The 19826-nt window shown below is 70.5% G+C and carries 27 protein-coding genes; 14 read left to right on the plus strand and 13 right to left on the minus strand.

Translation table 11 applies throughout. The features are described from left to right. Nucleotides 1–32 precede the first annotated feature (32 nt). Nucleotides 33–755, plus strand: coding sequence for a hypothetical protein (locus V6S85_RS18075; protein ID WP_334349804.1), 723 nt, complete (start codon nucleotides 33–35; stop codon nucleotides 753–755). Here the strand turns inward: V6S85_RS18075 and V6S85_RS18080 are convergent. From V6S85_RS18080 to V6S85_RS18090, 3 genes are all read right to left on the minus strand, one after another. After that, nucleotides 752–2095 (minus strand): ATP-binding protein, encoded by a 1344-nt coding sequence (locus tag V6S85_RS18080; protein ID WP_116566058.1) that lies wholly within the window; start codon nucleotides 2093–2095, stop codon nucleotides 752–754. The two genes, V6S85_RS18075 and V6S85_RS18080, sit on opposite strands and share 4 nt — an antisense overlap. 230 nt (nucleotides 2096–2325) lie before the next feature. Continuing rightward, the gene (locus V6S85_RS18085) at nucleotides 2326–3027 is read right to left on the minus strand and encodes a response regulator (protein WP_116566059.1); all 702 of its coding nucleotides are present in this window, start codon (nucleotides 3025–3027) and stop codon (nucleotides 2326–2328) included. After that, a complete protein-coding gene (locus V6S85_RS18090) occupies nucleotides 3024–3515 on the minus strand; it encodes a MarR family winged helix-turn-helix transcriptional regulator (protein WP_101716807.1) in 492 nt (163 codons plus the stop codon). The genes V6S85_RS18085 and V6S85_RS18090 overlap by 4 nt, the downstream gene beginning before the upstream one ends. Before the next feature lie 80 nt (nucleotides 3516–3595). On the opposite strand from V6S85_RS18090, the gene V6S85_RS18095 reads away from it, so the two are divergent. After that, nucleotides 3596–4486 carry a branched-chain amino acid aminotransferase gene (locus V6S85_RS18095; RefSeq protein WP_116566063.1) on the plus strand — a complete coding sequence of 297 codons (891 nt, stop codon included), beginning with the start codon at nucleotides 3596–3598 and terminating at the stop codon, nucleotides 4484–4486. A 235-nt stretch (nucleotides 4487–4721) separates the two neighbouring features. Here the strand turns inward: V6S85_RS18095 and V6S85_RS18100 are convergent, their stop codons facing one another. The 9 genes from V6S85_RS18100 to V6S85_RS18140 all read right to left on the minus strand — a co-directional run bounded on the left by V6S85_RS18100 (nucleotide 4722) and on the right by V6S85_RS18140 (nucleotide 10017). Beyond that, nucleotides 4722–5381, minus strand: coding sequence for a class I SAM-dependent methyltransferase (locus tag V6S85_RS18100; protein WP_116566065.1), 660 nt, complete (start codon nucleotides 5379–5381; stop codon nucleotides 4722–4724). A 205-nt stretch (nucleotides 5382–5586) separates the two neighbouring features. After that, entirely contained in the window at nucleotides 5587–6579 is a 993-nt protein-coding gene (locus V6S85_RS18105; protein ID WP_116566067.1) for a tetratricopeptide repeat protein, read from the minus strand. Between the two features lie 139 nt (nucleotides 6580–6718). Next, nucleotides 6719–7129 (minus strand): DUF4870 family protein, encoded by a 411-nt coding sequence (locus V6S85_RS18110; RefSeq protein WP_116566069.1) that lies wholly within the window; start codon nucleotides 7127–7129, stop codon nucleotides 6719–6721. A gap of 6 nt (nucleotides 7130–7135) precedes the next feature. Beyond that, entirely contained in the window at nucleotides 7136–7504 is a 369-nt protein-coding gene (locus tag V6S85_RS18115; RefSeq protein WP_116566071.1) for a DUF4870 family protein, read from the minus strand. An 88-nt stretch (nucleotides 7505–7592) separates the two neighbouring features. After that, nucleotides 7593–8030, minus strand: a complete 438-nt coding sequence (locus V6S85_RS18120) for an acetyltransferase (RefSeq protein WP_334349805.1) — start codon at nucleotides 8028–8030, stop codon at nucleotides 7593–7595. A gap of 41 nt (nucleotides 8031–8071) precedes the next feature. Continuing rightward, a complete protein-coding gene (locus tag V6S85_RS18125; protein ID WP_334349806.1) occupies nucleotides 8072–8626 on the minus strand; it encodes a hypothetical protein in 555 nt (184 codons plus the stop codon). Further along, nucleotides 8623–9042 (minus strand): dihydroneopterin aldolase, encoded by a 420-nt coding sequence (folB, locus tag V6S85_RS18130; RefSeq protein ID WP_165828759.1) that lies wholly within the window; start codon nucleotides 9040–9042, stop codon nucleotides 8623–8625. The genes V6S85_RS18125 and folB overlap by 4 nt, the downstream gene beginning before the upstream one ends. Nucleotides 9043–9054: 12 nt before the next feature. Continuing rightward, complete coding sequence (locus tag V6S85_RS18135) at nucleotides 9055–9831, minus strand: SDR family oxidoreductase (protein ID WP_334349807.1); 777 nt, start codon at nucleotides 9829–9831, stop codon at nucleotides 9055–9057. A 9-nt stretch (nucleotides 9832–9840) separates the two neighbouring features. After that, nucleotides 9841–10017, minus strand: coding sequence for a hypothetical protein (locus V6S85_RS18140; RefSeq protein WP_165828760.1), 177 nt, complete (start codon nucleotides 10015–10017; stop codon nucleotides 9841–9843). Between the two features lie 315 nt (nucleotides 10018–10332). Between V6S85_RS18140 and V6S85_RS18145 the strand changes: the two genes are divergently transcribed. The 10 genes from V6S85_RS18145 to V6S85_RS18190 all read left to right on the plus strand — a co-directional run bounded on the left by V6S85_RS18145 (nucleotide 10333) and on the right by V6S85_RS18190 (nucleotide 17813). After that, complete coding sequence (locus tag V6S85_RS18145) at nucleotides 10333–10752, plus strand: GreA/GreB family elongation factor (protein ID WP_334349808.1); 420 nt, start codon at nucleotides 10333–10335, stop codon at nucleotides 10750–10752. Then, nucleotides 10742–11308, plus strand: coding sequence for a hypothetical protein (locus V6S85_RS18150; protein ID WP_334349809.1), 567 nt, complete (start codon nucleotides 10742–10744; stop codon nucleotides 11306–11308). Before V6S85_RS18145 ends, V6S85_RS18150 begins: the two co-directional genes overlap by 11 nt. 394 nt (nucleotides 11309–11702) lie before the next feature. Beyond that, nucleotides 11703–12173: an NUDIX domain-containing protein gene (locus V6S85_RS18155; RefSeq protein WP_116566083.1), complete on the plus strand. Its 471-nt coding sequence runs from the start codon at nucleotides 11703–11705 to the stop codon at nucleotides 12171–12173. Nucleotides 12174–12233: 60 nt separating this feature from the next. Then, entirely contained in the window at nucleotides 12234–13334 is a 1101-nt protein-coding gene (gene ychF / locus V6S85_RS18160; RefSeq protein WP_109102615.1) for a redox-regulated ATPase YchF, read from the plus strand. A 69-nt stretch (nucleotides 13335–13403) separates the two neighbouring features. Further along, nucleotides 13404–14234, plus strand: a complete 831-nt coding sequence (locus V6S85_RS18165) for a hypothetical protein (RefSeq protein WP_334349810.1) — start codon at nucleotides 13404–13406, stop codon at nucleotides 14232–14234. Next, entirely contained in the window at nucleotides 14231–15235 is a 1005-nt protein-coding gene (locus tag V6S85_RS18170) for a hypothetical protein (protein WP_116566087.1), read from the plus strand. The genes V6S85_RS18165 and V6S85_RS18170 overlap by 4 nt, the downstream gene beginning before the upstream one ends. A 17-nt stretch (nucleotides 15236–15252) precedes the next feature. Further along, nucleotides 15253–15759 (plus strand): L,D-transpeptidase family protein, encoded by a 507-nt coding sequence (locus V6S85_RS18175; protein WP_334349811.1) that lies wholly within the window; start codon nucleotides 15253–15255, stop codon nucleotides 15757–15759. Beyond that, nucleotides 15756–16262: a hypothetical protein gene (locus tag V6S85_RS18180; protein ID WP_334349812.1), complete on the plus strand. Its 507-nt coding sequence runs from the start codon at nucleotides 15756–15758 to the stop codon at nucleotides 16260–16262. Before V6S85_RS18175 ends, V6S85_RS18180 begins: the two co-directional genes overlap by 4 nt. A gap of 169 nt (nucleotides 16263–16431) precedes the next feature. Then, complete coding sequence (locus V6S85_RS18185; RefSeq protein ID WP_116566093.1) at nucleotides 16432–17130, plus strand: dienelactone hydrolase family protein; 699 nt, start codon at nucleotides 16432–16434, stop codon at nucleotides 17128–17130. Beyond that, nucleotides 17127–17813 carry a dienelactone hydrolase family protein gene (locus V6S85_RS18190; protein WP_334349813.1) on the plus strand — a complete coding sequence of 229 codons (687 nt, stop codon included), beginning with the start codon at nucleotides 17127–17129 and terminating at the stop codon, nucleotides 17811–17813. The genes V6S85_RS18185 and V6S85_RS18190 overlap by 4 nt, the downstream gene beginning before the upstream one ends. Nucleotides 17814–17818: 5 nt before the next feature. Here the strand turns inward: V6S85_RS18190 and V6S85_RS18195 are convergent, their stop codons facing one another. Continuing rightward, a complete protein-coding gene (locus V6S85_RS18195; protein WP_165828761.1) occupies nucleotides 17819–17980 on the minus strand; it encodes a hypothetical protein in 162 nt (53 codons plus the stop codon). Nucleotides 17981–18235: 255 nt separating this feature from the next. Here V6S85_RS18195 and paoA point away from each other — a divergent pair, with 255 nt between their 5' ends. Together paoA and V6S85_RS18205 are read left to right on the plus strand one after the other, a co-directional pair. After that, nucleotides 18236–18877 carry an aldehyde dehydrogenase iron-sulfur subunit PaoA gene (gene paoA, locus V6S85_RS18200; RefSeq protein WP_334349814.1) on the plus strand — a complete coding sequence of 214 codons (642 nt, stop codon included), beginning with the start codon at nucleotides 18236–18238 and terminating at the stop codon, nucleotides 18875–18877. After that, nucleotides 18874–19824: an FAD binding domain-containing protein gene (locus V6S85_RS18205; RefSeq protein ID WP_334349815.1), complete on the plus strand. Its 951-nt coding sequence runs from the start codon at nucleotides 18874–18876 to the stop codon at nucleotides 19822–19824. The genes paoA and V6S85_RS18205 overlap by 4 nt, the downstream gene beginning before the upstream one ends. Nucleotides 19825–19826 lie beyond the last annotated feature (2 nt).

The following is a 19826-nucleotide window of genomic DNA, read 5'->3' on the forward strand; positions in this document are numbered from 1 at the left end:
CGCGCAACGCGAAAACACGGGACCTTCGCGCCATGCCGCGCCCGCCCCGCACCGCCCTTCCGATCATCCTCGCCCTGGGGCTCGCCGGCCCGGCGCTCGCCCAGGCGCCCTCGCCGGACACGCCGGCCAATCTGGCGGCCGCCCGCGCCCTGCTGCCGGCCGGCGCCGCCCCGACCGCGCATCGGTTCAGCCCCGACCACATGCTGGCCGTGATGGGCCGCTTCGAGTTCGGCGACGCGCCTAAGCCCGTCGCGCCGGGCGTCTGCACCCGCCGCATCCACGAGGTCGGGCTGCGCTATCGCCAGGATCCGGGCGGCGGCGATCCGACGATCGCGCCCGATCCCGACAAGATCGGCGTCAAAGTGACCCTGGCCGTCGGCGCCGCCTGCCAAGGCCAAAGCCTGGAGGGCTTCGCCACGGTCTCGGGCGCCACGCCGGAGGAGGCCGCGCAGCTCCTGGCCTGGCTGGTCGGCCAGCAGGCCCTGGGCCGGCGCGCCGAGGCGAGCCTGGCCTGCGACACGATCAGCGGCCCGCCCGCCTGCCCCAAGGGCGAGGCGGCGGCCTTCGCCGCCCTGCCGCTGCCCAGCCTCTATCACCTGCGCAAGGACAAGGACGGCCGCTGGAGCCTTTGGATCAGCCGCCATCCCCGGCCGCTCGGCGACAGCGTCCACCTGATGTACGACGTGTCGGTCGAGCGCGCGTCCGAAGCCAGGCCCAGGATCCTCATCCAGGGCCGCATTCCCGCACCGTTCTAGCCCGGCAGTCTCATCACCGCCCGCAGGCCGCCCATCGGCGAGCGCTCCAGCACAAGGTCCCCGCCCAGCCCGCGGGCCATGTCCCGGGCCAGCGCCAGGCCCAAGCCCACGCCCTTTTCGTTCTGGTTCCGCGACTCGTCGAGCCGGTTGAAAGGCTTGAAGGCGTCCTCGTAGCGGTCCTCGGGAATGCCCGGGCCGTCGTCGTCGACGATGATGCTCACCCCGCCCGTCAGCCGCGCCTCCAGCGTCACCCGGACGGTGTCGCCGTGGGCGGCGGCGTTGTCGACCAGGTTGGCCAGGGCCCGCTTGAAGGCGCTGGACCGCAGGTTGGCCACCAGGTCCTGCTCGAGCACGGTCTCGACCCGCGCCCCGCCGCGCTCGGCGGCCGCGCAGACGCCGGCGATCAGCGGCGCCAGCTCGATCTCCTGCAGCGCCTCGCCGCCCTCCCCCCGCGCGAAGGCCAGGTACTCGTCGATCATGTGCTCCATTTCGGAGAGATCGCGCTTCATGGCCTCGACCTGCGGACCGGGCTCGGAAAGGGCCATCTCCAGTTTCAGGCGGGTCAGCGGCGTGCGCAGGTCGTGGCTTACGCTGGCCAGCAGGGCCGTGCGCTGCTCGATGTGGCGCTGGATCCGGGCCTTCATGGCCAGGAACGCCTGGGCCGCCTGGCGCACCTCGCGCGCGCCGTGCGGCTTGAACTCGTGGTCGGCCCCGCGACCGAAGGCGTCGGCGGCGTCGGCCAGGCGCTCGATGGCCCGCACCTGGTTGCGGATGAAGAGGATGGCGATGGCCGTCAGCAGCATCGTCGCCACCACCATCCACAGGATGAAGATGTGTCCCTGGGTGGCGAAGGCCCGGTCGGTGGGGGCGTAGATCCGCAGCACGCCTTCCCTGACCTTCACCTGGATCTGCACGTGGGCGGCGTAGCGGTTGGAGGCGTCGAACCAGAACCGCTCGTCCAGCCGCTCCTCCAGGGCCCGCTGCATCGAGCGGTCGAGCGAGGCGAACATGGCCGGCCGCTTGCCCGTCGGCAGCTCGCGCCCCCTCAGCAGGGCGATCGACAGGTCCATCGTCTCCTCGGCCCGCTGGGCCATGCGGTCGACGGCGGCGGGGCTGGGATCGTCCTGGTAGGTGGCCACGGCCCAGGCGATGTCGCCGGCCAGCCCCTCGGACAGGCGGCTGTTCACCGTCTCCCAGTGGGCGTCGAAGAACCCCCAGGTGACGGCGATCTGCATCACCGCCACCGGCAGCACGATGATCAGCAGGGACCGGCCGAACAGCGAGGTCGGCAGCCAGCGCTTGATCTGGCGCGGAATGAACAGGCGGGTGCGCAGGCGCATCTACTCTTCCCCCGTGCAACGGGGGAGGTGGCGCGCTGCGGATACGCAGCGTGACGGAGGGGGCGACCGCCGCTGCCCCGCCCAGTCTCGCCCCCTCCACCACTTCGTGGTCCCCCTCCCCCGCATGCGGGGGAGGAGCAACGCAGCGGACCGGTTTGAGAGACCCCTCATCCGTCGGCTTTCGCCGACACCTTCTCCCGCAAGGGGAGAAGGATTTTGATGCGTAGCCATCAATCCGGCGCCAGCCGATAGCCCACCCCCCGCACGGTCTGCAGGTACCTCGGGTTCTTGGGGTCGGGCTCGATCTTGCGGCGCAGACGGGTGACCTGGACGTCGACGGCGCGGCCGGTGGCGTCGGCGGTGTCGCGGGCCAGTTCCAGGCGGTCGACCGGCTCGTGCAGGGCGCGGGCCAGGCGGCGCAGCAGGGCGACCTCGGCCTCGGTCAGGCGCACCGGGGCGCCGGCGCGGGTCAGCTCGCCGCGATCGGGCATGAAGGCGCAGTCGCCCATGACGATCTCCAGCGGCCCCATGGGCTTGGGCGCGGCGCGGCGCAGGATCGACTCGATGCGCAGCAGCAGTTCCTGCGGCTCGAACGGCTTGGCCAGGTAGTCGTCGGCGCCGTGGGTCAGGCCCTCGATCCGGTCGCCGGTGGTGTCGCGCGCGGTCAGCATCAGGATCGGCATGCGGCCGACCTCGCCGCCCTTGGCCCGCACCCGCCTGGTGAAGGCGAAGCCGTCCTCGCCCGGCATCATCACGTCGAGCACCAGGAGGTCGAAATCCATCACCCCGATCAGGCGGTCGGCGTGGGCGGCGTCGGCCGCGGCGCTGACCCGGAAGCCGGCGCGGCTGAGGAACTGCTTGAGCAGTTCGCGGATGCGGTCGTCGTCGTCGACGACCAGAAGGTGGCGGTCGCGCCTTTCCTCGGGGCTCACAGCGCCTCCCTTCGATTGACGCCTACCCCCTGGCGAGGTCCAGCCAGGGCCGCCAGGATCCGCCGCGCCCCCGGCACCCCGTCGAGGCCGCCGGTGCGATAGGCACGGCCCAGGAGCGCCCGCAGCCGCTCGCTGACCCGCGCCTCGAAGGCCTTGCCGGCCTCGGTCAGCACGGCCGGACGGCGGCGCGCGTCGAGATCGCCCGAGGCCTTTTCCGCCAGGCCCAGGCGCTGAAGGTCCGAAAGGGTCTTGCTGGCCGCCTGCTTCGACAGGCTGGTGAGCTTGGAAAGGTCCTGCACGCCGATGCCCGGACGCCGGCGCAGCAGGAAGGCCGCGCGCCAATGCGAGCGCCCCAGGCCCGGCCCTTCCGTCTCCAGCACGCCGTCGACCGCCGCCCACAGGGCCGCCTCGGCCAGGAGAATCAACTCCAGGCCGCCGTCGAGCTCCTCCTCGCGCAGGATCAGGCGGGGATCGGCGTGTGGCGTCATGCTCGGGCGTCCATTTCGTTTGACCTTCGGGCTCCTCGGGCGTCTAAGGACCGGGTTCCAAATAAGGAGGTATTGGACCGATGTCTCTCGTTCCCTTCGATGATCGCGACGGATGGATCTGGCTGGATGGCCAGTTCGTTCCCTGGCGCGAGGCGAAGGTGCACGTACTGACGCACGGCCTGCACTACGCCTCGTCGGTGTTCGAGGGCGAGCGCATGTACGGCGGCGAGATCTTCAAGCTGACCGAGCATACCGAGCGCCTCTTCAAGTCGGCCGAAATCCTCGACTTCAAGATCCCCTACACGGTGGCCGAGATCGACGAGGCCTGCAAGGCGACCGCCGCCAAGAACGGCCTGAGCGATTGCTACGTGCGCCCGATCGCCTGGCGCGGCAGCGAGATGATCGGCGTTTCGGCGCAGCAGACCAAGATCCACGTGGCCATCGCCGTGTGGGACTGGCCCAGCTACTTCGACCCGGCGCTGAAGGCCAAGGGCATCCGCCTGACCTGGGCGAAGTACAACCGCCCCGACCCGAAGACGGCCCCCGTCGCCGCCAAGGCCGCCGGCCTCTACATGATCTGCACCATCTCCAAGCACGCCGCGGAGAAGGACGGCTACACCGACGCGATGATGCTGGACTACCGCGGCTACGTGGCCGAGGCGACCGGCGCCAACGTGTTCTTCGTCAAGGACGGCGTGCTGCACACGCCCAAGCCCGACTGCTTCCTGGACGGCATCACCCGTCGCACGGTGATCGAGATCGCCAAGGGCCAGGGGATCGAGGTGGTCGAGCGCCACATCGAGAAGGAAGAGCTGGCCGGCTTCAGCGAATGCTTCATCGTCGGCACCGCCGCCGAAGTCACCCCGGTGGCCGAGATCGGCGAGTTCACCTTCACGCCCGGCAAGCTGTCGCTGGGCCTGATGGACGCCTACGCGGCCCTCGTGCGTCGCGAAGAGGTCGTGCCGGCGTAAAGGCTGGTTTCGAGCTTTGAATTGATAGGCCCCGGAGCGGCGACGCTCCGGGGTTTTTCTTTGACCGGGGCTGGCCCCCTCAGTCGCTCCGCGACAGCTCCCCCAGAGGGGGAGCATCTGGCCACGTAGATCCTCCCCCTCCTGGGGGAGGTGGCCCGGAGGGCCGGAGGGGGGCCGTTCTCAGCTTCCGAAACGTTCGCCGGCTTCGCGATCACTCCCCCACAGGGAGAGGTTCCTACTCCTTCACCCCCACCGTCGCCACCAGCCAGCCGCCGCCCCAGGGGGTGTTGACCACCGCCTCGTCATACACCTGTCCCATCGCCTTCAACCGCCGCCACAGGCGCAACGGCTTGAGCGACAGCCACATGGTCAAGCCGACCGCTCCGCCGGGCGCCAGCATGGCCCGATAATGCTCGATCAGCGGCTCGACCTCGCCCAGGTGCTCGATGCACTCGGAGAACACCACCACGTCGAAGGCCTCATCGGTGCGAAAGGTGCGGCCGTCGCCCAGCAGCAGTTCGACCTGGCCCGAGGCGATCTCGGTCGACAGGCGCTTTTGGCCAGTGACCACGGCCGGCTCGGAGAAGTCGACGCCCACATAGCGGGCCGGGCGGTGATTGCGCAGGGCCTCGAAGAACACCCCCTCGCCGGCCCCGATCTCGAGCACGCGGGGGCTGGGCCAGCGGTCGGCGATCATGGCCGCCAGCAGGCGGTGATGGTGGCGCTGGTCCGAGCGGTGCAGCCGGTCGTAGACGCCGTCGCGATACTCCTGGTCCCAGCGCTCGACCGGCGCGGCTCGGAACGCCTCGCCCTTGCGCTTCTCCATCAGGTCGCCCAGCCACGGACGATCCAGCGACGCCATCTCGATGAAGCGCCGCCAGCGCAGATAGACCATGACTTCCCCCGATGCGGGGACGCAAGCCCCGAAAGCGGCGGATGATGGCGGGCGGAAAGCTTGGCTACAAGCGGCCTTTCTCCTCCCCCGCCAAGCGGTGGAGGGGGCGGCCTCACGCACCGCGCTCCGTCCCTCGCCCCCCTCCGTCACGCTGCGTATCCGCAGCGCGCCGCCTCCCCCGCTTCACGGGGGAGGAGAAAGGGCCCTACCCCGCGACCCGCGCCTCGATCTCCTCCAGCCGCGCCCGCGTCGCGACGAGGTCGAGGCCGAATCGGGCCGGGTCGGCGGCGGCCAGTCGGGCGGTGACGTCGTAGCTCTCGCGATAGAGGTCCAGGGCGCGCATGCGGTGGCCGCGGTCCTCGCGCAGGTCGGCGAGCCGCTCCAGCGCCACCGACAGCGCCCGCTGCGCGCCGGGATCGGCGGCTTCACGGCCGCCGGGCGAGCGGCGCAGGGCCAGCGCCTCCTCGAAGGCGGCAAGGGCCTCGTTCAGGCGGCCTTCCGCCTCGGCGGTGTCGCCCACCCCGGCCAGGGCGCCGGCCAGCAGTTCGTCCGCCGACGGATCGCCCGGCCGCGCCTTCCGCACCATGCGGGCGTAGGACACGGCTTCCTCGTAGGCCTCGGCGGCGTCGTCATGGCGGCCCTGCGCGGTGGCGAAATCGCCGAGGTCGCGATAGGCGATCGTCCGCTCACGGTCGCTTTCGGCGGCGCGGACCAGCCGGGCCAGCACGCGGGCGGCGGGGTTCCAGGCCTCCGACCCGCACAGGGCCAGCATCTCGGCGCGCAAGGTTTCGAACTCGGTGGCGCCCACGGGCGTCGGTGCGGGCGCAGGCGCGGCTTGAACGGCGGGAACGATCGTCATGGGGGCCGCTATAGCCGAAACCGGCGAGGCGGGCTCGGGTCCGTCCATTTGAGGCCCGTCCATGTCGAAGGGTTTGGTCAGGGAACGCTCGCCCCCGCGAGCGCTCCCTTTCCTGCGTCGCATCCCCCGACGCGACGTCCCCTTGCGGGGCAGCAGGGCGGCGACGAGAAGGATTCCCCCCAACGTCATCGCCGCCCAACCGGCGGTCGTCCGATGCGGCTCGAACGGGCCGAGATCCCAACCGAAGGCCCAACTCCCCAGTGTGCCCAGGCCTGAGATCACGTATCCCGACGTCGTCAGGATCAGCCCCAAGATGATCCCTACGATGCGAGCCAGCATGTCGCCCCCTCCACGACTTACTTCCGCCAGGGGCGGAAAGTCATAGGACCGGGCGACCGGCGTCGAGCATACTCGCCTGTCAGGGGAACGTTGATAACCTGGAAGTCGCCAGCGCGGGCGCCCAGGCGCGTTCCTGCCTCTAAATCAACCACGTGCGCGGTCGCGGATAGGCCTCGCCGCGCACCAGGAAGGCGATTCCGGCGATGCAGCGGACGACGAACCAGAGGCTGATCGCCGAGATGATCGCCACCCCCGCGATGATCATCGGCACGCCGATCAGCACCAGCGACAGCGGGATGCCGAACAGCACCAGCGCCCCGCCGAGCAGGAACCAGGCGATCGACAGCCAGAAGGTGCGGATCGCGAAGGTGTAGTGGCTCTCGTTGATCGGCCCGGCCTGGCCGCGCTGCACATAGGCGACGATCAGGCCGATGAAGAAGGTCAGGCCGTTGCTGAAGCCCAGCAGATAGAGGCCGTAGACCACGGCCGGGACGATCTTGTCCTCGGCGTGGCGCTCGGCCTGCGGGCCGGATTGGACGACGTCGCTCATCGGGCCTCAGAGCATCCAGTTGCGGGGCGTCGGATAGGCCTCGCCCTTCAGCAGCCACGACAGGCCGACGATGGCGCGCACGGTCACCCAGATGCCCACGGCGATCAGGATCAGGGCCCCGATGCCGATGATCAGGGTCAGCACGCCGAGCAGGCCGAACAGCAGCGACAGCCAGAAGGTGCGGATCTGGAAGACGTAGTGGCTCTGCAGCCATTCGGGCGCCGAGGCCTTGGACACATAGGCCAGGATCACGCCGATGACCGGCGAGATGCCCGTCACCCAGCCGGCGATGTAGCAGGCGTAGGCGATGATCGGCAGGGTCTTGTCGTCCTGCGGGGTGGACGGGACGGCGGGGTCGGGCTGAACGTCGGTCACGGGCTTCCTGGATCGAAAGGCGATGTTTGGCGGATGCTCGCCAAAAACGCGCGCCGATGCAAATGAAGCTTCCGAAAGAACAGCCCGATCAGCCGCCCTTGCGCAGATGAACCAGCGGATAGGCCCGCCCCTGGCCGTCGACGGGGGACCGGCCGGTGACCACAAAGCCCATCCGCTCGTAGAAGCCCACGGCCTGGGCGTTCTGCTCGTTGACGTCGGTGGTCAGGTTCGGTTGCGTGGCCAGGGCGAGGGTGACGAGGTTGCGGCCCACGCCCGTCCCGCGATGGTCGGGATCGACGAACAGCGCCTGCATGTGCGCGCCGTCCACCAGCATGAAGGCGACGGCGACGTCGGCCTCGTCGACCGCCAGCCACATCGGCGCGGTCGGCAGGAAGGCCTGGACCTCGGCCTCGATGGCGGCCCGGTCCTCGGGCTTGAGGAAATCGTGGGTGGCGTCGACGGCGCGGCGCCAGATCTCGACGACGCGCTCGCCGTCGTCGGGAAAGGATGGTCGGTAGCTGATCATGGCCTCGGACGTAGAGCGCGCGCCGGGTCCCGGCAAGGCCCCTAGGGCAGCCACCGCGCCGGCAGGTCGTGCGGATCCAGCGCCTCGCCCCGGGGCAGCCAGGGCGCGCCCGCGAAGATCAGCAGCAGCAGGAAGCCCATGCGCGCGGCCAGATCGATGGCCATGCCCCGCATCGACGACGAGATCGCCAGCATCAGCAGCGCCCCCGCCCCCACCGCCAGCAGGCCGGCGACCAGGGTGACGGCGTCGCGCAGCTTGAAGCCGGCGGTCTCGAACCGGGCATGGGGCGCAAGATCAGCGCCGACGGCGGCGACCGCGCGGACCAGCAGCGCGAAGCTCTCCAGCCGATCGTCATAGAGGCCGGGCCCGCGCCAGCTCTGCGAGGCGATGGCCACGCGCCGGCGACCGAAGCTCAGCATCAGGGCGCGCCGCCGTCCGCCCCCGCGCGGCATGGCCAGGCGAAAGCGGCGAAGATGGGCAAGGTCGAAGCGGCGCTCGCGCCCGCCGCGGCGCTCCACCAGCGTCCCGCCCTCCAGGCTCCAGGCCGTTTCGGGCTGGAACGGAGCCAGGCGGGCGCTGTGGAGAAGGTCGCTCACCCGCGGACGGCGGTGATCTCGACGCCGGCGGCGGCGGCGTGCGGCGCCAGGGCCAGGGGCTTTTCGACCCGCACCCGGGCGCGGGTGACGCGATGGTCGTCGAAGCAGGCCTGGGCGAGCCGCTCGGCGAAAGTCTCGACGAGATCGATGTGTCCGGCGGCGGCGATGTCCTGGGCGGCGGTGCGGATGGTCTCGTAGTTCACCGTGTCGCCCAGCGCCTCGCAGTGACTGGCGGCCACGTCGAGCTCGACATCGATGACCAGCGGCTGCACGCGGCCGTGCTCGTGGTCGTAGACACCGATATGGGCGTCGACCTTGAGGCCGCGAACGAAGACCTTGGTCACGATGACCTTGGCGGTCTTTGGGGCCAGGGCGGGCGCCGGGAACGGCGTTTCGGAGAGGGGGGAGGCGGACAAGGGCGGGGGCCTTCAGGAACCTAGGACGTCGGGCGTGCGCCAGGCCAGGTGCTGGCCGCCGTCGACCGCGATCATCTGGCCCGTGACCGACGGCGCGTCAATGAGATAGCGCATCGCGGCGGCCAGTTCGGCCGGATCGACGGGGCCGCCCAGAGGCGTGGCCGCCGCCTCGGCCTCGAACTCGCCGGGCGCCTGGTGGATCGAGGCCAGCACCGGCCCCGGCCCGATGGCGTTGACGCGGATGGCCGGCGCCAGCGCCTGGGCCAGCGTCCGCGTCACCCACCACAGGCCGGCCTTCGAGACGCTGTAGCTGAAGAACTGCGGATTGGGCTTCAGCACCCGCTGGTCGACCAGGTTGACGACCAGGCCCTTGGCGCCCGCCGGCAGGGCGGCGGCGAAGGCCTGGGCCAGCAGCACCGGCGCGCGCAGGTTGGCGTCCATGTGCAGGTTCCAGCTGCCTGCCGTGAGGTCGTCGACCCGATCGTCCTCGAAGGTCGAGGCCGAATTGACCAGCAGGGCCAGCGGCCCGATCGCCCGTGACGCCGCCCCGACCAGGGCCTCGCCGATGTGCGGATCGGCAAGCTCGCCCGGCACGGCGACGCCCCGACGGCCCAGCGCCGCGATCTCCGCCACGACCGCCTCGGCCTCGTCCCGCGCGGCGCGGTAATGCACCGCCACATCGTACCCCGCCCGCGCCGCCTCCAGCGCCAGCACCCGCCCGATCCGACGTCCGGCGCCGGTGACGAGCGCGCCGCCGCGCGAGGATGGGGAGGAGGAAGAGCTGGACATGCAGCCTTCCTACTTCGCCGACTTCTCCACCGCCAGCGGCCGCACCTTGTCGACCAGTTCGACCAGGAACTTGCCGGGCTCCTCGTGCGGCGGCAGGTGAGCGGAGTTCTCGAACCAGACCAGCTGCTTCTTCGGCGCGCGGGGAAAACAGCAGGCCGCCTCGGCGACCCACGTCGTGCGAACCATGCTCGCCGCCATCTGCCTGATTTGACAGCAGCGCTGCCTGTCCTATGATGCCGCCACCATGTATCGCATCGAATTCTTCAATCGCGAGCAGCATAGGGCGGGCCACCTCATCGCAGGAGCCTAGTCCCGAGCCCCTATCGACGCGCCTGCGCCGGGCTCGGGACGAAAATCAGATAGACAACAGCGTTGCGCAAGACTTCGACACATAACCGGTCGAGGTCCAGAAAACTTGCGCCCATAACCCAATTACTACGGCGTGCGGCGACGGCTGCGACGCCGCGCCATGCCGCATGGCCAAACGCCAGGAGCGCTTCGATGCCCGCCTCCCCGCCTGTCCCCCCACTTGGCTCCAAACGCGATCCGCGTCCGCCGATCACCGTCTGCGCCGAGGACTACGACGCTCTCGCCGCCCTGGTGGCCCACCCCAGCGCCGCGCCGGGCCAGGCCCTGCTGGCCGTCGAGCTCGAACGCGCCGCCGTGGTCGAGGGCGCCCTGGCCGCCAACCGCGTGCGACTGGGCTCGCAGGTCGACTATCACGACCTCGACCGCGACCGGACGCGCACCATCCGCCTCTGCCTGCCGCACGAGGCCAGCATCGACGAGCATCGCGTGTCGGTCACCGCCCCGGTCGGGGCTGCGCTGCTGGGCCTCAAGCCCGGCCAGCGCTTTTCGTGGGCGGAAACCGGCGGCCGGGTGCGCTCGATCAAGGTGCTGGCGGTGCGCAATGAGGGCTGACGAAGCACCGGGCCCCTGCCCCAGTCCCGGCCATGGCCTGAGCACCGCCGCCGCGGCCGCGCTGCTGGCCGCCGCCGACCATGTGGAACAGGCCTCTTCCGGCGCCTCGCCGCGCGAGACCGCCACGCGCCTGGCCCTGCACGCCGAGGATCTGGCCCATTCGCCCGTGGCCCGCGACCAGCTTCTGAGCCGCGCCCTGGAGTTGGCGGCCGGCGACCTTTCCGCAGGCCGCCGCCCGCTGGCCCACTGGCCGCTGTTCTTCGCCGAGGAGCTGTCGCCGTCGCCCGAGGCCCGCGAGGACGTGCGCGCCTGGGTTCTGGCCGGGGCCGACCCGATGCTGGCCGACGGCGAGGCGGTGGCCGAGGCCGTCGAGGCCCGGGCCGTGCGCGAACTGGGCGACGCCTTCGAGACGGCGCGCGGCCTCACCCGCCGCCTGCGCGTCGAGGCCTGGCTGCAGCTGGCGCTGTGGGACGACCCCCGCATCCCGGCCAACGCCGAGACCCGCTTCCTGATGCGCGCCGGCGGCCGGCGACTGATGGCGCGGGTGGGGGATTAGAGAGCGGCGAAAGTCCGCTTTATACTATCCCGTCATTCCCGCCCTTGTGGCGGGAAACTCTCTGTCAGCCGCAAGTGCGAAAGGGGCGACGCGCCAAGCACGTCGCTGGCGCTTCACGTGCGAGCGGAACCAGGGCTTCCCGCCACAAGGGCGGGAATGACGGGAGAATATTAGAGACGCGTGGCCCCGGAAGGCCTTCGCCTTTAGTCGATGCGGCCGAACTCGAAGGCGTTCAGGCCGACGATGACGCCCAGGAAGATGGCGATGATCAGGATCGCGAGCATGTTGGCGCCGCTCCGGCTTGGTTGTTGTTTCCTCGCCTCCGGCTTTAGCGGCCAATGTTCGGTGGAGCAAGGCCTGCCCCTCGCCGCCGAAACAGCCTAGCCTGCGCGCCATGCTCTGGCGCCGTAAAGTCGAACCCTACACCCGCCCCTTCATCTACGCCTGGTTCCGCATGACCCGGGGCCTGACGCTGGGCGTGCGCGGCCTCGTCACCGACGAAGAAGGCCGCGTGCTGATGATCCAGCACACCTATGTCCCCGGCTGGTACCTGCCGGGCGGCGGGGTCGAGCGCGGCGAGATCGCCGAGACCTCGCTGGTCCGCGAGATGCAGGAAGAGGCCGGCGTGCGGGTCATCGGCCGCCCCACCCTCTTGTCGGTGCACAGCAACGAGCCGCGCCATCCGGGCGACCACGTCCTCTTCTACCGCGTCCACGCCTGGGAGCCGTGCGAAGCGGCGCAGCAGGGCGAGATCCACGAGATCGGCTGGTTCCACCCCGACGCCCTGCCCGACGACGTCACCGACGCCACCCGCCAGCGCATCGCCGAGGCCCTGAAGGGCGCGGACATCGATCCGATGTGGTGAGGGCGGACTTCCGGCGCGATCCGTGCTAAGCGCCCGCCCAACGAAATTCACGAGAGTTCCATGGCCCTGAAAGTCGCCATCGTCGGCCTGCCCAACGTCGGCAAGTCCACCCTGTTCAACGCCCTGACCCAGACGGCGTCGGCCCAGGCCGCCAACTATCCGTTCTGCACCATCGAGCCGAACACCGGCGACGTGGCCGTGCCGGAAGCGCGCCTGAACGCCCTGGCCGCCATCGCCGGCTCGAAGGAAATCATCCCGGCCCGCATCAACTTCGTCGACGTCGCCGGTCTGGTCCGCGGCGCCAGCAAGGGCGAAGGCCTGGGCAACCAGTTCCTGGCCAACATCCGCGACTGCGACGCCGTGGCCTTCGTGGCCCGCTGCTTCGAGGACGGCGACATCACCCACGTCGAAGGTCGCATCGACCCGATCGCCGATCTCGAGATCATCGAGATGGAGCTGATGCTGGCCGACCTGGAAAGCCTGGAAAAGCGCCTGCCCAACGTCGAGAAGCGCGCCAAAAGCGGCGGCGACAAGGAAATGATCGCCACCCTGCGCCTGATCAACCTGGCGCTGGAGCAGCTGCGCGCCGGCCGGCCGGCCCGCGCCGCCCAGATCGACAAGGAAGACGCCAAGGCCTGGGCCATGCTGCAGCTGCTGACCTCGCTGCCGGCCCTCTATGTCTGCAACGTCGACGAAGCCAGCGCCGACAAGGGCAACAAGTTCTCCGACCTGGTGGCCGAGCGCGCCAAGACCGACAACGCCAAGAGCGTGGTCATCTCGGCCCAGATCGAGAGCGAGATCGCCCTGCTGGACGAGGCCGAGCGCACCGAGTTCCTCGAGACGCTGGGCCTGGAAGAGCCGGGCCTCAACCGCCTGATCCGCGAGGCCTACAAGCTCCTGGGCCTGCAGACCTACTTCACGGTCGGCCCCAAGGAAGCCCGCGCCTGGACGATCCCTGTGGGCGCCACCGGCCCGCAGGCGGCCGGCGTGATCCACACCGACTTCGAGAAGGGCTTCATCCGCGCCGAGACCATCGCCTACGAGGACTACGTCAAGCTGAACGGCGAGGCGGGCGCCAAGGAAGCCGGCAAGATGCGCTCGGAAGGCAAGGAATACGTCGTCAAGGACGGCGACGTGATGCACTTCCGCTTCAACGTTTGATTGCGGACTTGAAATAGTTCGCGTTTCAGCCAAGCTTCACCGCAATTGTTCGGGGGAGCTTGGCTCAGCGTGAAATCAGTATCGTTCGGGCGCGCCGCTTGGGTTGGCGGCGCCCTGCTGGCGGCCCTCGCCGCCGTCGGCGGCCCGGCCGCCGCCCAGACCCGCACGCAGTCGGCCAGCTACGTCATCCTGCCGACGACCGCGCCCGAGGGCGTGCAGGTCGCCAAGAAGGGCGAGCCGCTTCTCGTGCAGCAGGCCGTCGCCCCGCGCGCCGCGCGCCTGACCGCCCAGGCGACCCTGGGCAGCGGTAAGAAGGCCACCGTCTTCCCCGCCGGCGCCAAGATGTTCGGCGTGCCCTCGCAAGGCGGCTTCGCCTACTGCGCGGTGAGCGAGGGCAAGCGCTGGTGGTCCAGCGCAACCTTCTCGTGCTTCGAGGACATCGACGCCGACGGCGACTTCGATCAGGTGCGGCCGTCGGGCTCGCCGTTCATGAACGTGGCCCTGTTCGTGTTCACCCTGGGCGCGCCCAAGCCGCTGGAGACCTCGGTCGCCTACGAGCGCACGCCCTATGCCGAAGGGCCTTCGGTCGACTTCGGCCTGATCTGGAACGCCCAGGCTCCCCGGGCCAAGGAAGGCGAACCGGTCAAGCCCGGCACGGTCACCGTCCAGCCCGCCTTCGAAAGCCCCTTGGGCTTCCAGGCCATCCGCAACGGCGGCGCCACCCGCCCGCTGCAAGGTGAGGACAAGCCGGCCAGCATCACGGTCCGCGGCTCGCGCATCGATGTGCTCGGCCTGACCCCCGAGGGCGACCTGCGCTACCGCGTGGTCGAGGCCATCCCCGCTCAGGTCGACCGCGTGACGCTGTCGATCACCACCACGACCACCTACGTGTACCGATGAGCCGCTCGATCACCGCCATTCTGCTGGCCGCCGCCGGACTCGCCTCCGCCGGCCTGGCCGCCCTTCCCGCCGCCGCCCAGCAGGCCAAGCCGGCCGCGCCGCCGCTGGCCATCCCCCCGGTCCAGCGCGAGCCGCTGAAGATCCCGCCGGCCGGCGCCAACCGGCAGACGTCGGCCTCGCCGCCGATCCGTTTCCAGCTCCCCAAGACCTGGGACGACCTGCCCCCCGGCGTGCAGCAGAGCCTGACCCCGATGCTCGACAAGGCCCCGCCGCAGTCGCGACTGGTGGTCGAGCAGGCGCTCGAACCGTTCGCCGCCCGCTCGGTCGACCAGCGCGCCGTGATCGGCGTGCAGGTGGTGCGGCCCGCGCCTGGCGTGACCCTGACCAAGACGCCCGACGACAAGCCCCGCCTGGGCGCCGCCGGCGAGACGCTGTGGCCGGCCGTGATCGACGGTCGCACCATCTACTGCCGCCGCCAGAAGCCCGCGGCGGGCGATGTCTACTGCTTCGCCGACAAGGACGACGACGGCCGCTTCGAGACCCTGACCCGGTCCTACGCCGACGGCCTGCGCCCCGGCAGCGTCTTCCAGATCTCCGAGGCCGGCCGCCCCGAGAAGCTGCTGGCGCCGGCGCCGTACACCAAGTCGGGAGCGACCGCGCCGTTCACCGAACTGCTGGGCTTGCGTTACGGCGGACCTGTGCAGGGCCGGATCTCGCCCGACGGCAAGCTGCGCGACGGCGTGGTCGAGTTCCAGGTCGTCGCCGGCGCCAGCCGCGAGGCCCTTTCCGACAGCGATCCCCAGATCGTCCAGATCGAGGACGGCAAGGGCGAGCTGGTTCTCGGCGCCTATCGCGTCGAGATCTCCGACGTGACTGTCGACGGTCCGGCCACGGTGCGGCTGATCTCGGGCATGGCCCCGGGTGAGACCATGCTGTCGCCGCCGATCAGCAAGGCGGACGTGGTCAAGATGCTGCGCGAGCGGCTGGGCGCGACGGACTGAGGCAAAAAGACTTCCGCATGCGCCCCGTTCTCGCCGCCCTGGCGGTCCTGGCCCTGGCCGGCTGCGGCGCGACCGCCGCCGGGCCGCCGGCCGTCGAGGGCTCGGTGGATCGCATCGTGGTCGAGAAGGCCGCCCATCGCATGAGCCTCTATGCCGGCGACCGGTTGGTTCGGACCTATGCGATCTCGCTGGGCGGCGGCGGTCTCGCGCCCAAGGTCCGCTCCGGCGATCGGCGCACGCCCGAGGGCGACTACCGCATCACCGGCCGCAACCCGCGCAGCCGCTATCACCTGGCCCTGCGCATCGGCTACCCGACCCCGGCCCAGACTGCGGCGGCCCGCGCCAAGGGGATCGATCCCGGCGGCGACATCATGATCCACGGCCTGCCCAACGGCCGCGGCGCGCTCTCGGCGCTCTACAAGGGCCAGGACTGGACCGACGGCTGCATAGCGCTCGCCGATCCCGAGATAGAAGAGGTCTGGACGCTGGTGCGCGACGGCGCCGCGGTGAGGATCACGCCGTGACCGACATCGCCGAGGCGGGCCCGCTTCTGGTGCGCCGCGACTGGCGCAAGTCCGCGCTGAGTTCGGCCGCCGTCCTGCTGGTCATCGCCGGCTGGATGGGCTGGCGCAGCGTGCAGGGCGAACACCCGCCATGGATCTTCCCGATCCTGCTCGGGGCCTGGTGCCTGATCAGCACGCCCTTTGTCATGCGCGACCGGACCCCGCGCATCATCATCGCCGGCGACGGCCTCAGCTGGCGCGACGCGCGCAAGGACCCGCTCTATTTCCTGCCCTGGTCGCGCATCCTGTCGGCCAAGTTCGAGGACCTGGGCGAGGACGGCCGCGTGCTGCGGCTGATCCTGACGCCGCCGCCAGTCGTCGAGCAGCAGGTCTCGGGCCGCAATGGTCCGTTCGTGGTCGATATCGACGCCACCAGCCTGGACCAGTCCCGAAAGGCGCTGCGGAGCGCCATCCACCGCCGCGCGCCGCACCTGTTCGCCGACCGCTCGGGAAAGGCGGCGTGAGCGATCCGCTGAACGTGGGCCGTGCAAGCGAGGACCTGCCGGACATGATCCGCGCCCAGGTCCCGCACGTCCGGCTGATGGACTTCGACGACGGCGCGCCTTGACCGGAAGGGCGGCGCGGTTCTGGATGCGCGCGCCCGCAAGACGCTTCGAAGACGCCGGAGATCCCATGTCGCAGACCCTGACCCTGACCTCCGCCATCGACGGCTTCGAGTTCTCCGCCCTCAGCGTGCAGCCCGAAGGTCCGCGCAAGGGCGGGGTGGTGGTGATCCAGGAGATCTTCGGCCTTGACCAGTACGTGCAGGCCGACCTCGCGCGCTGGGCCGCGCGCGGCTACGAGGCCATCGCGCCATCGCTGTTCGACCGCGTCACCCCCGGCTATGTCGCCGAGCACGACCCCGAAGGCTTCCAGAACGGCGTCGCCGCCGTCGGCAAGGTGGGCATGCCGGCCATGCTGTCGGACATCCAGGCCTGCATCGACGCCCTGAAGGACAAGGGTCCGGTGTTCGCCGTCGGCTACTGCATGGGCGGTTCGCTGGTGTGGCTGGCGGCCTCGAAGCTGGAAGGCCTGGCGGCCGGCTCCAGCTATTACGGCAGCCAGGTGCGGGCCAACGCCGCCCTGCCGCTGCACTGTCCGGTGATCGTCCACCTGGGCGCCCAGGACGCGCACATCGACGCCGAGGCCACGAAGGCGGCCATCTGGACCACGCACCCCGACGTTCCGGTCCATGTCTACGAAGCCAGCGGCCACGGCTTCAACAACGACGGCCGTCCCGACAGCGACCTCGCCGACGCCGAACTGGCTCGCGAGCGCACCGTGGCGCTGTTCGAGGAGGTCGCCGCCTCCCTTGGCGGGGCCGGCGCATGAGCACCACCGGAACCCGCATCGCCCTGTGCGACCGTGACGGCGGCCCGCTGTCGGCCTTCCACGTCCAGCCGGGCGAGGCCCGCCGCGGCGGCCTCGTCGTGCTGCACGCCATCTGGGGTATCACCCCGCACATCCGCGAGTTCAGCGAAGGCCTGGCCGAGCACGGCTACGAGGTGATCGCCCCCGACCTGCTGGACAGCGCCGACGCCCCCTGGCCCGAACTCAACACCGAGCCTGCGATCCTCGATCAGCGCATGGCGCTGGGCGAGCAGGCCGGCTGGGGCGCGGCCAGCGTTCCGCGCGTCCAGGCCGCCATCGACGCGCTGGAGGGGCCGGTGTTCGTCCTCGGCTTCTGCTTCGGCGGCACCACCGCCTGGCTGACCTCGACCCGCGCCCACGGGGTGGCGGCGGTCTCGTGCTTCTACGGCGGCGATATCGTGCGCTATCGCGACGAGACGCCCAAGGTCCCGACCATCCTGCACTTCGGCAAGACCGACGAGATGATCCCGCCGGCCGACGTGGCGGCGATCGAGACGGCCCATCCCGACCTGCCGATCTTCCAGTACGACGCCGGCCACGCTTTCGTCGCTCCCAGCGGCCACCACGCCGACAGCGCCCGCCTGTCGATGCTGCGCACGCTGCAACTGTTCCAGCGCTCGGGCGGCGGCAAGGGCGAAGCCTAGGACCCCTAGGTCGCTTCCACCGCGTAGAAGGTGTTGAAGCCGACGAACATCACCACCGCCAACACGGCGATGACGAGCGCGACCAGGGCCAGCACCTTGACGTGCTTGCGCTTGACCGGCTTGGGCTGTTGGTCCGGGTGAGTGTCGGGCTTGGTGTCGAGGTCCATGCGATCTCCATCTTGGTCGCCAGGACAACGCCGCGACCGCTCCGATCGCTCCGGGACGACCGCCCGAACGCGCGAAACCCGATCTGGATTGTTGAGCAGCGCTCAACACCCCATGCACCGCCAGGCGACTAATACGCCGTCCCCGCCGCTGTTACGCTTCGCGTCTTTCGCTGGGCCGACACCCGCGACGAAACCGCCCGCGCGCCCAGCCGCTTTAATCGCGGCCCCTTGGCGCGTGGAGGACCGGAGGATGGGATGGCGATACTCGACGACCTTCAGCTTTCCAGGCGCGAAGTGATGGCGACCGGCGCCGCGGTAGGCGTTGTAGCCGCCCCGGGCCTGGCCGACGCCGCGCCCGCCGAGCCGGCCCCTTCGGTCATGCCCACGCTGATGAAGGTGTCCTTCACGGTCAACGGCCAGCCCCAGAGCCTGGAGCTCGACACCCGCACCACCCTGCTGGACGCCCTGCGCGAGCACCTGAAGCTGACCGGCAGCAAGAAGGGCTGCGACCACGGCCAGTGCGGCGCCTGCACGGTCATCGTCGACGGCCGGCGGATCAATTCCTGCCTGTCGCTGGCGGTGATGCACGAGAGCGATGCGATCACCACGATCGAGGGTCTGGGAACGCCGGAGAAGCTCCACCCATTGCAGGCGGCCTTCGTCCGGCACGACGGCTACCAGTGCGGCTACTGCACGTCGGGCCAGATCTGCTCGGCCAAGGCGGTGCTCGACGAGATCAAGGCCGGCGTGCCCAGCCACGTCACCGCCGACCTCAACGCCAAGGTCCAGTTCAGCGAAGACGAGCTGCGTGAACGGATGAGCGGCAACATCTGTCGCTGCGGGGCCTATTCCAACATCGTCGCGGCCGTGGCCGAAGTGGCGGAGGGCAAGGCATGAGGGCCTTCACCTACGAGCGCGCCAAGAGCCCGCGCGAAGCCGCCGCGGCCGTCGCCGCCGACCCGACCGCCCGCTTCATCGCCGGCGGCACCAACCTGCTCGACCTGATGAAGCTTGAAATCGAGACGCCCGCGCGCCTCGTAGACATCAACGGCCTGAAGCTGGACGAGATCGCGCCGACCAAGGGCGGCGGCCTGCGCATAGGGGCCCTGGTGCGCAACACCGACCTGGCGGCCGACAAGCGCGTGCGCAAGGATTACGGCGTGCTGTCGCGCGCCCTGCTGGCCGGCGCCTCGGGCCAGTTGCGCAACAAGGCCACCACCGCCGGCAACCTCCTGCAGCGCACCCGCTGCCCGTACTTCTACGACACCAACATGCCCTGCAATAAGCGCACCCCCGGCGCGGGCTGCTCGGCGATCGGCGGCTTCACCCGCAGCCTGGCCGTCCTGGGCGCCAGCGAGGCCTGCATCGCCACCCATCCCAGCGACATGGCCGTGGCCTTGCGCGTGCTGGACGCCACGGTCGAGACGGTGACCCCGGACGGGACCGAGCGCTCGATCCCGATCGCCGACTTCCACCGCCTGCCGGGCGACACGCCCCAGATCGAAACGGCCCTGGCGCGCGGCGAGCTGATCACCTCGGTGACCCTGCCCAAGCCCATCGGCGGGGTCCACGCCTATCGCAAGGTGCGCGACCGAGCCTCCTACGCCTTCGCGCTCGTGTCGGTGGCCAGCGTCATCCACAAGGACGGTTCGGGCCGCATCGCCCTGGGCGGCGTCGCCCACAAGCCCTGGCGGGTGGAGGCGGCGGAAAGCTTATTGCCGCGCGGCGCGAAAGCCGCCTCAGAGGGCCTGCTGGCCGGCGCCCGGACCACCTCCCAGAACGCGTTCAAGCTGACCCTGGCGCAGCGCGCCATCGGCGCGGCCGTGGCCGAAGCGAGGGCCTAAGC

Source organism: Caulobacter sp. CCNWLW153, assembly GCF_036889365.1.
In the GTDB taxonomy this organism is placed as follows: Bacteria; Pseudomonadota; Alphaproteobacteria; order Caulobacterales; family Caulobacteraceae; genus Caulobacter; species Caulobacter radicis.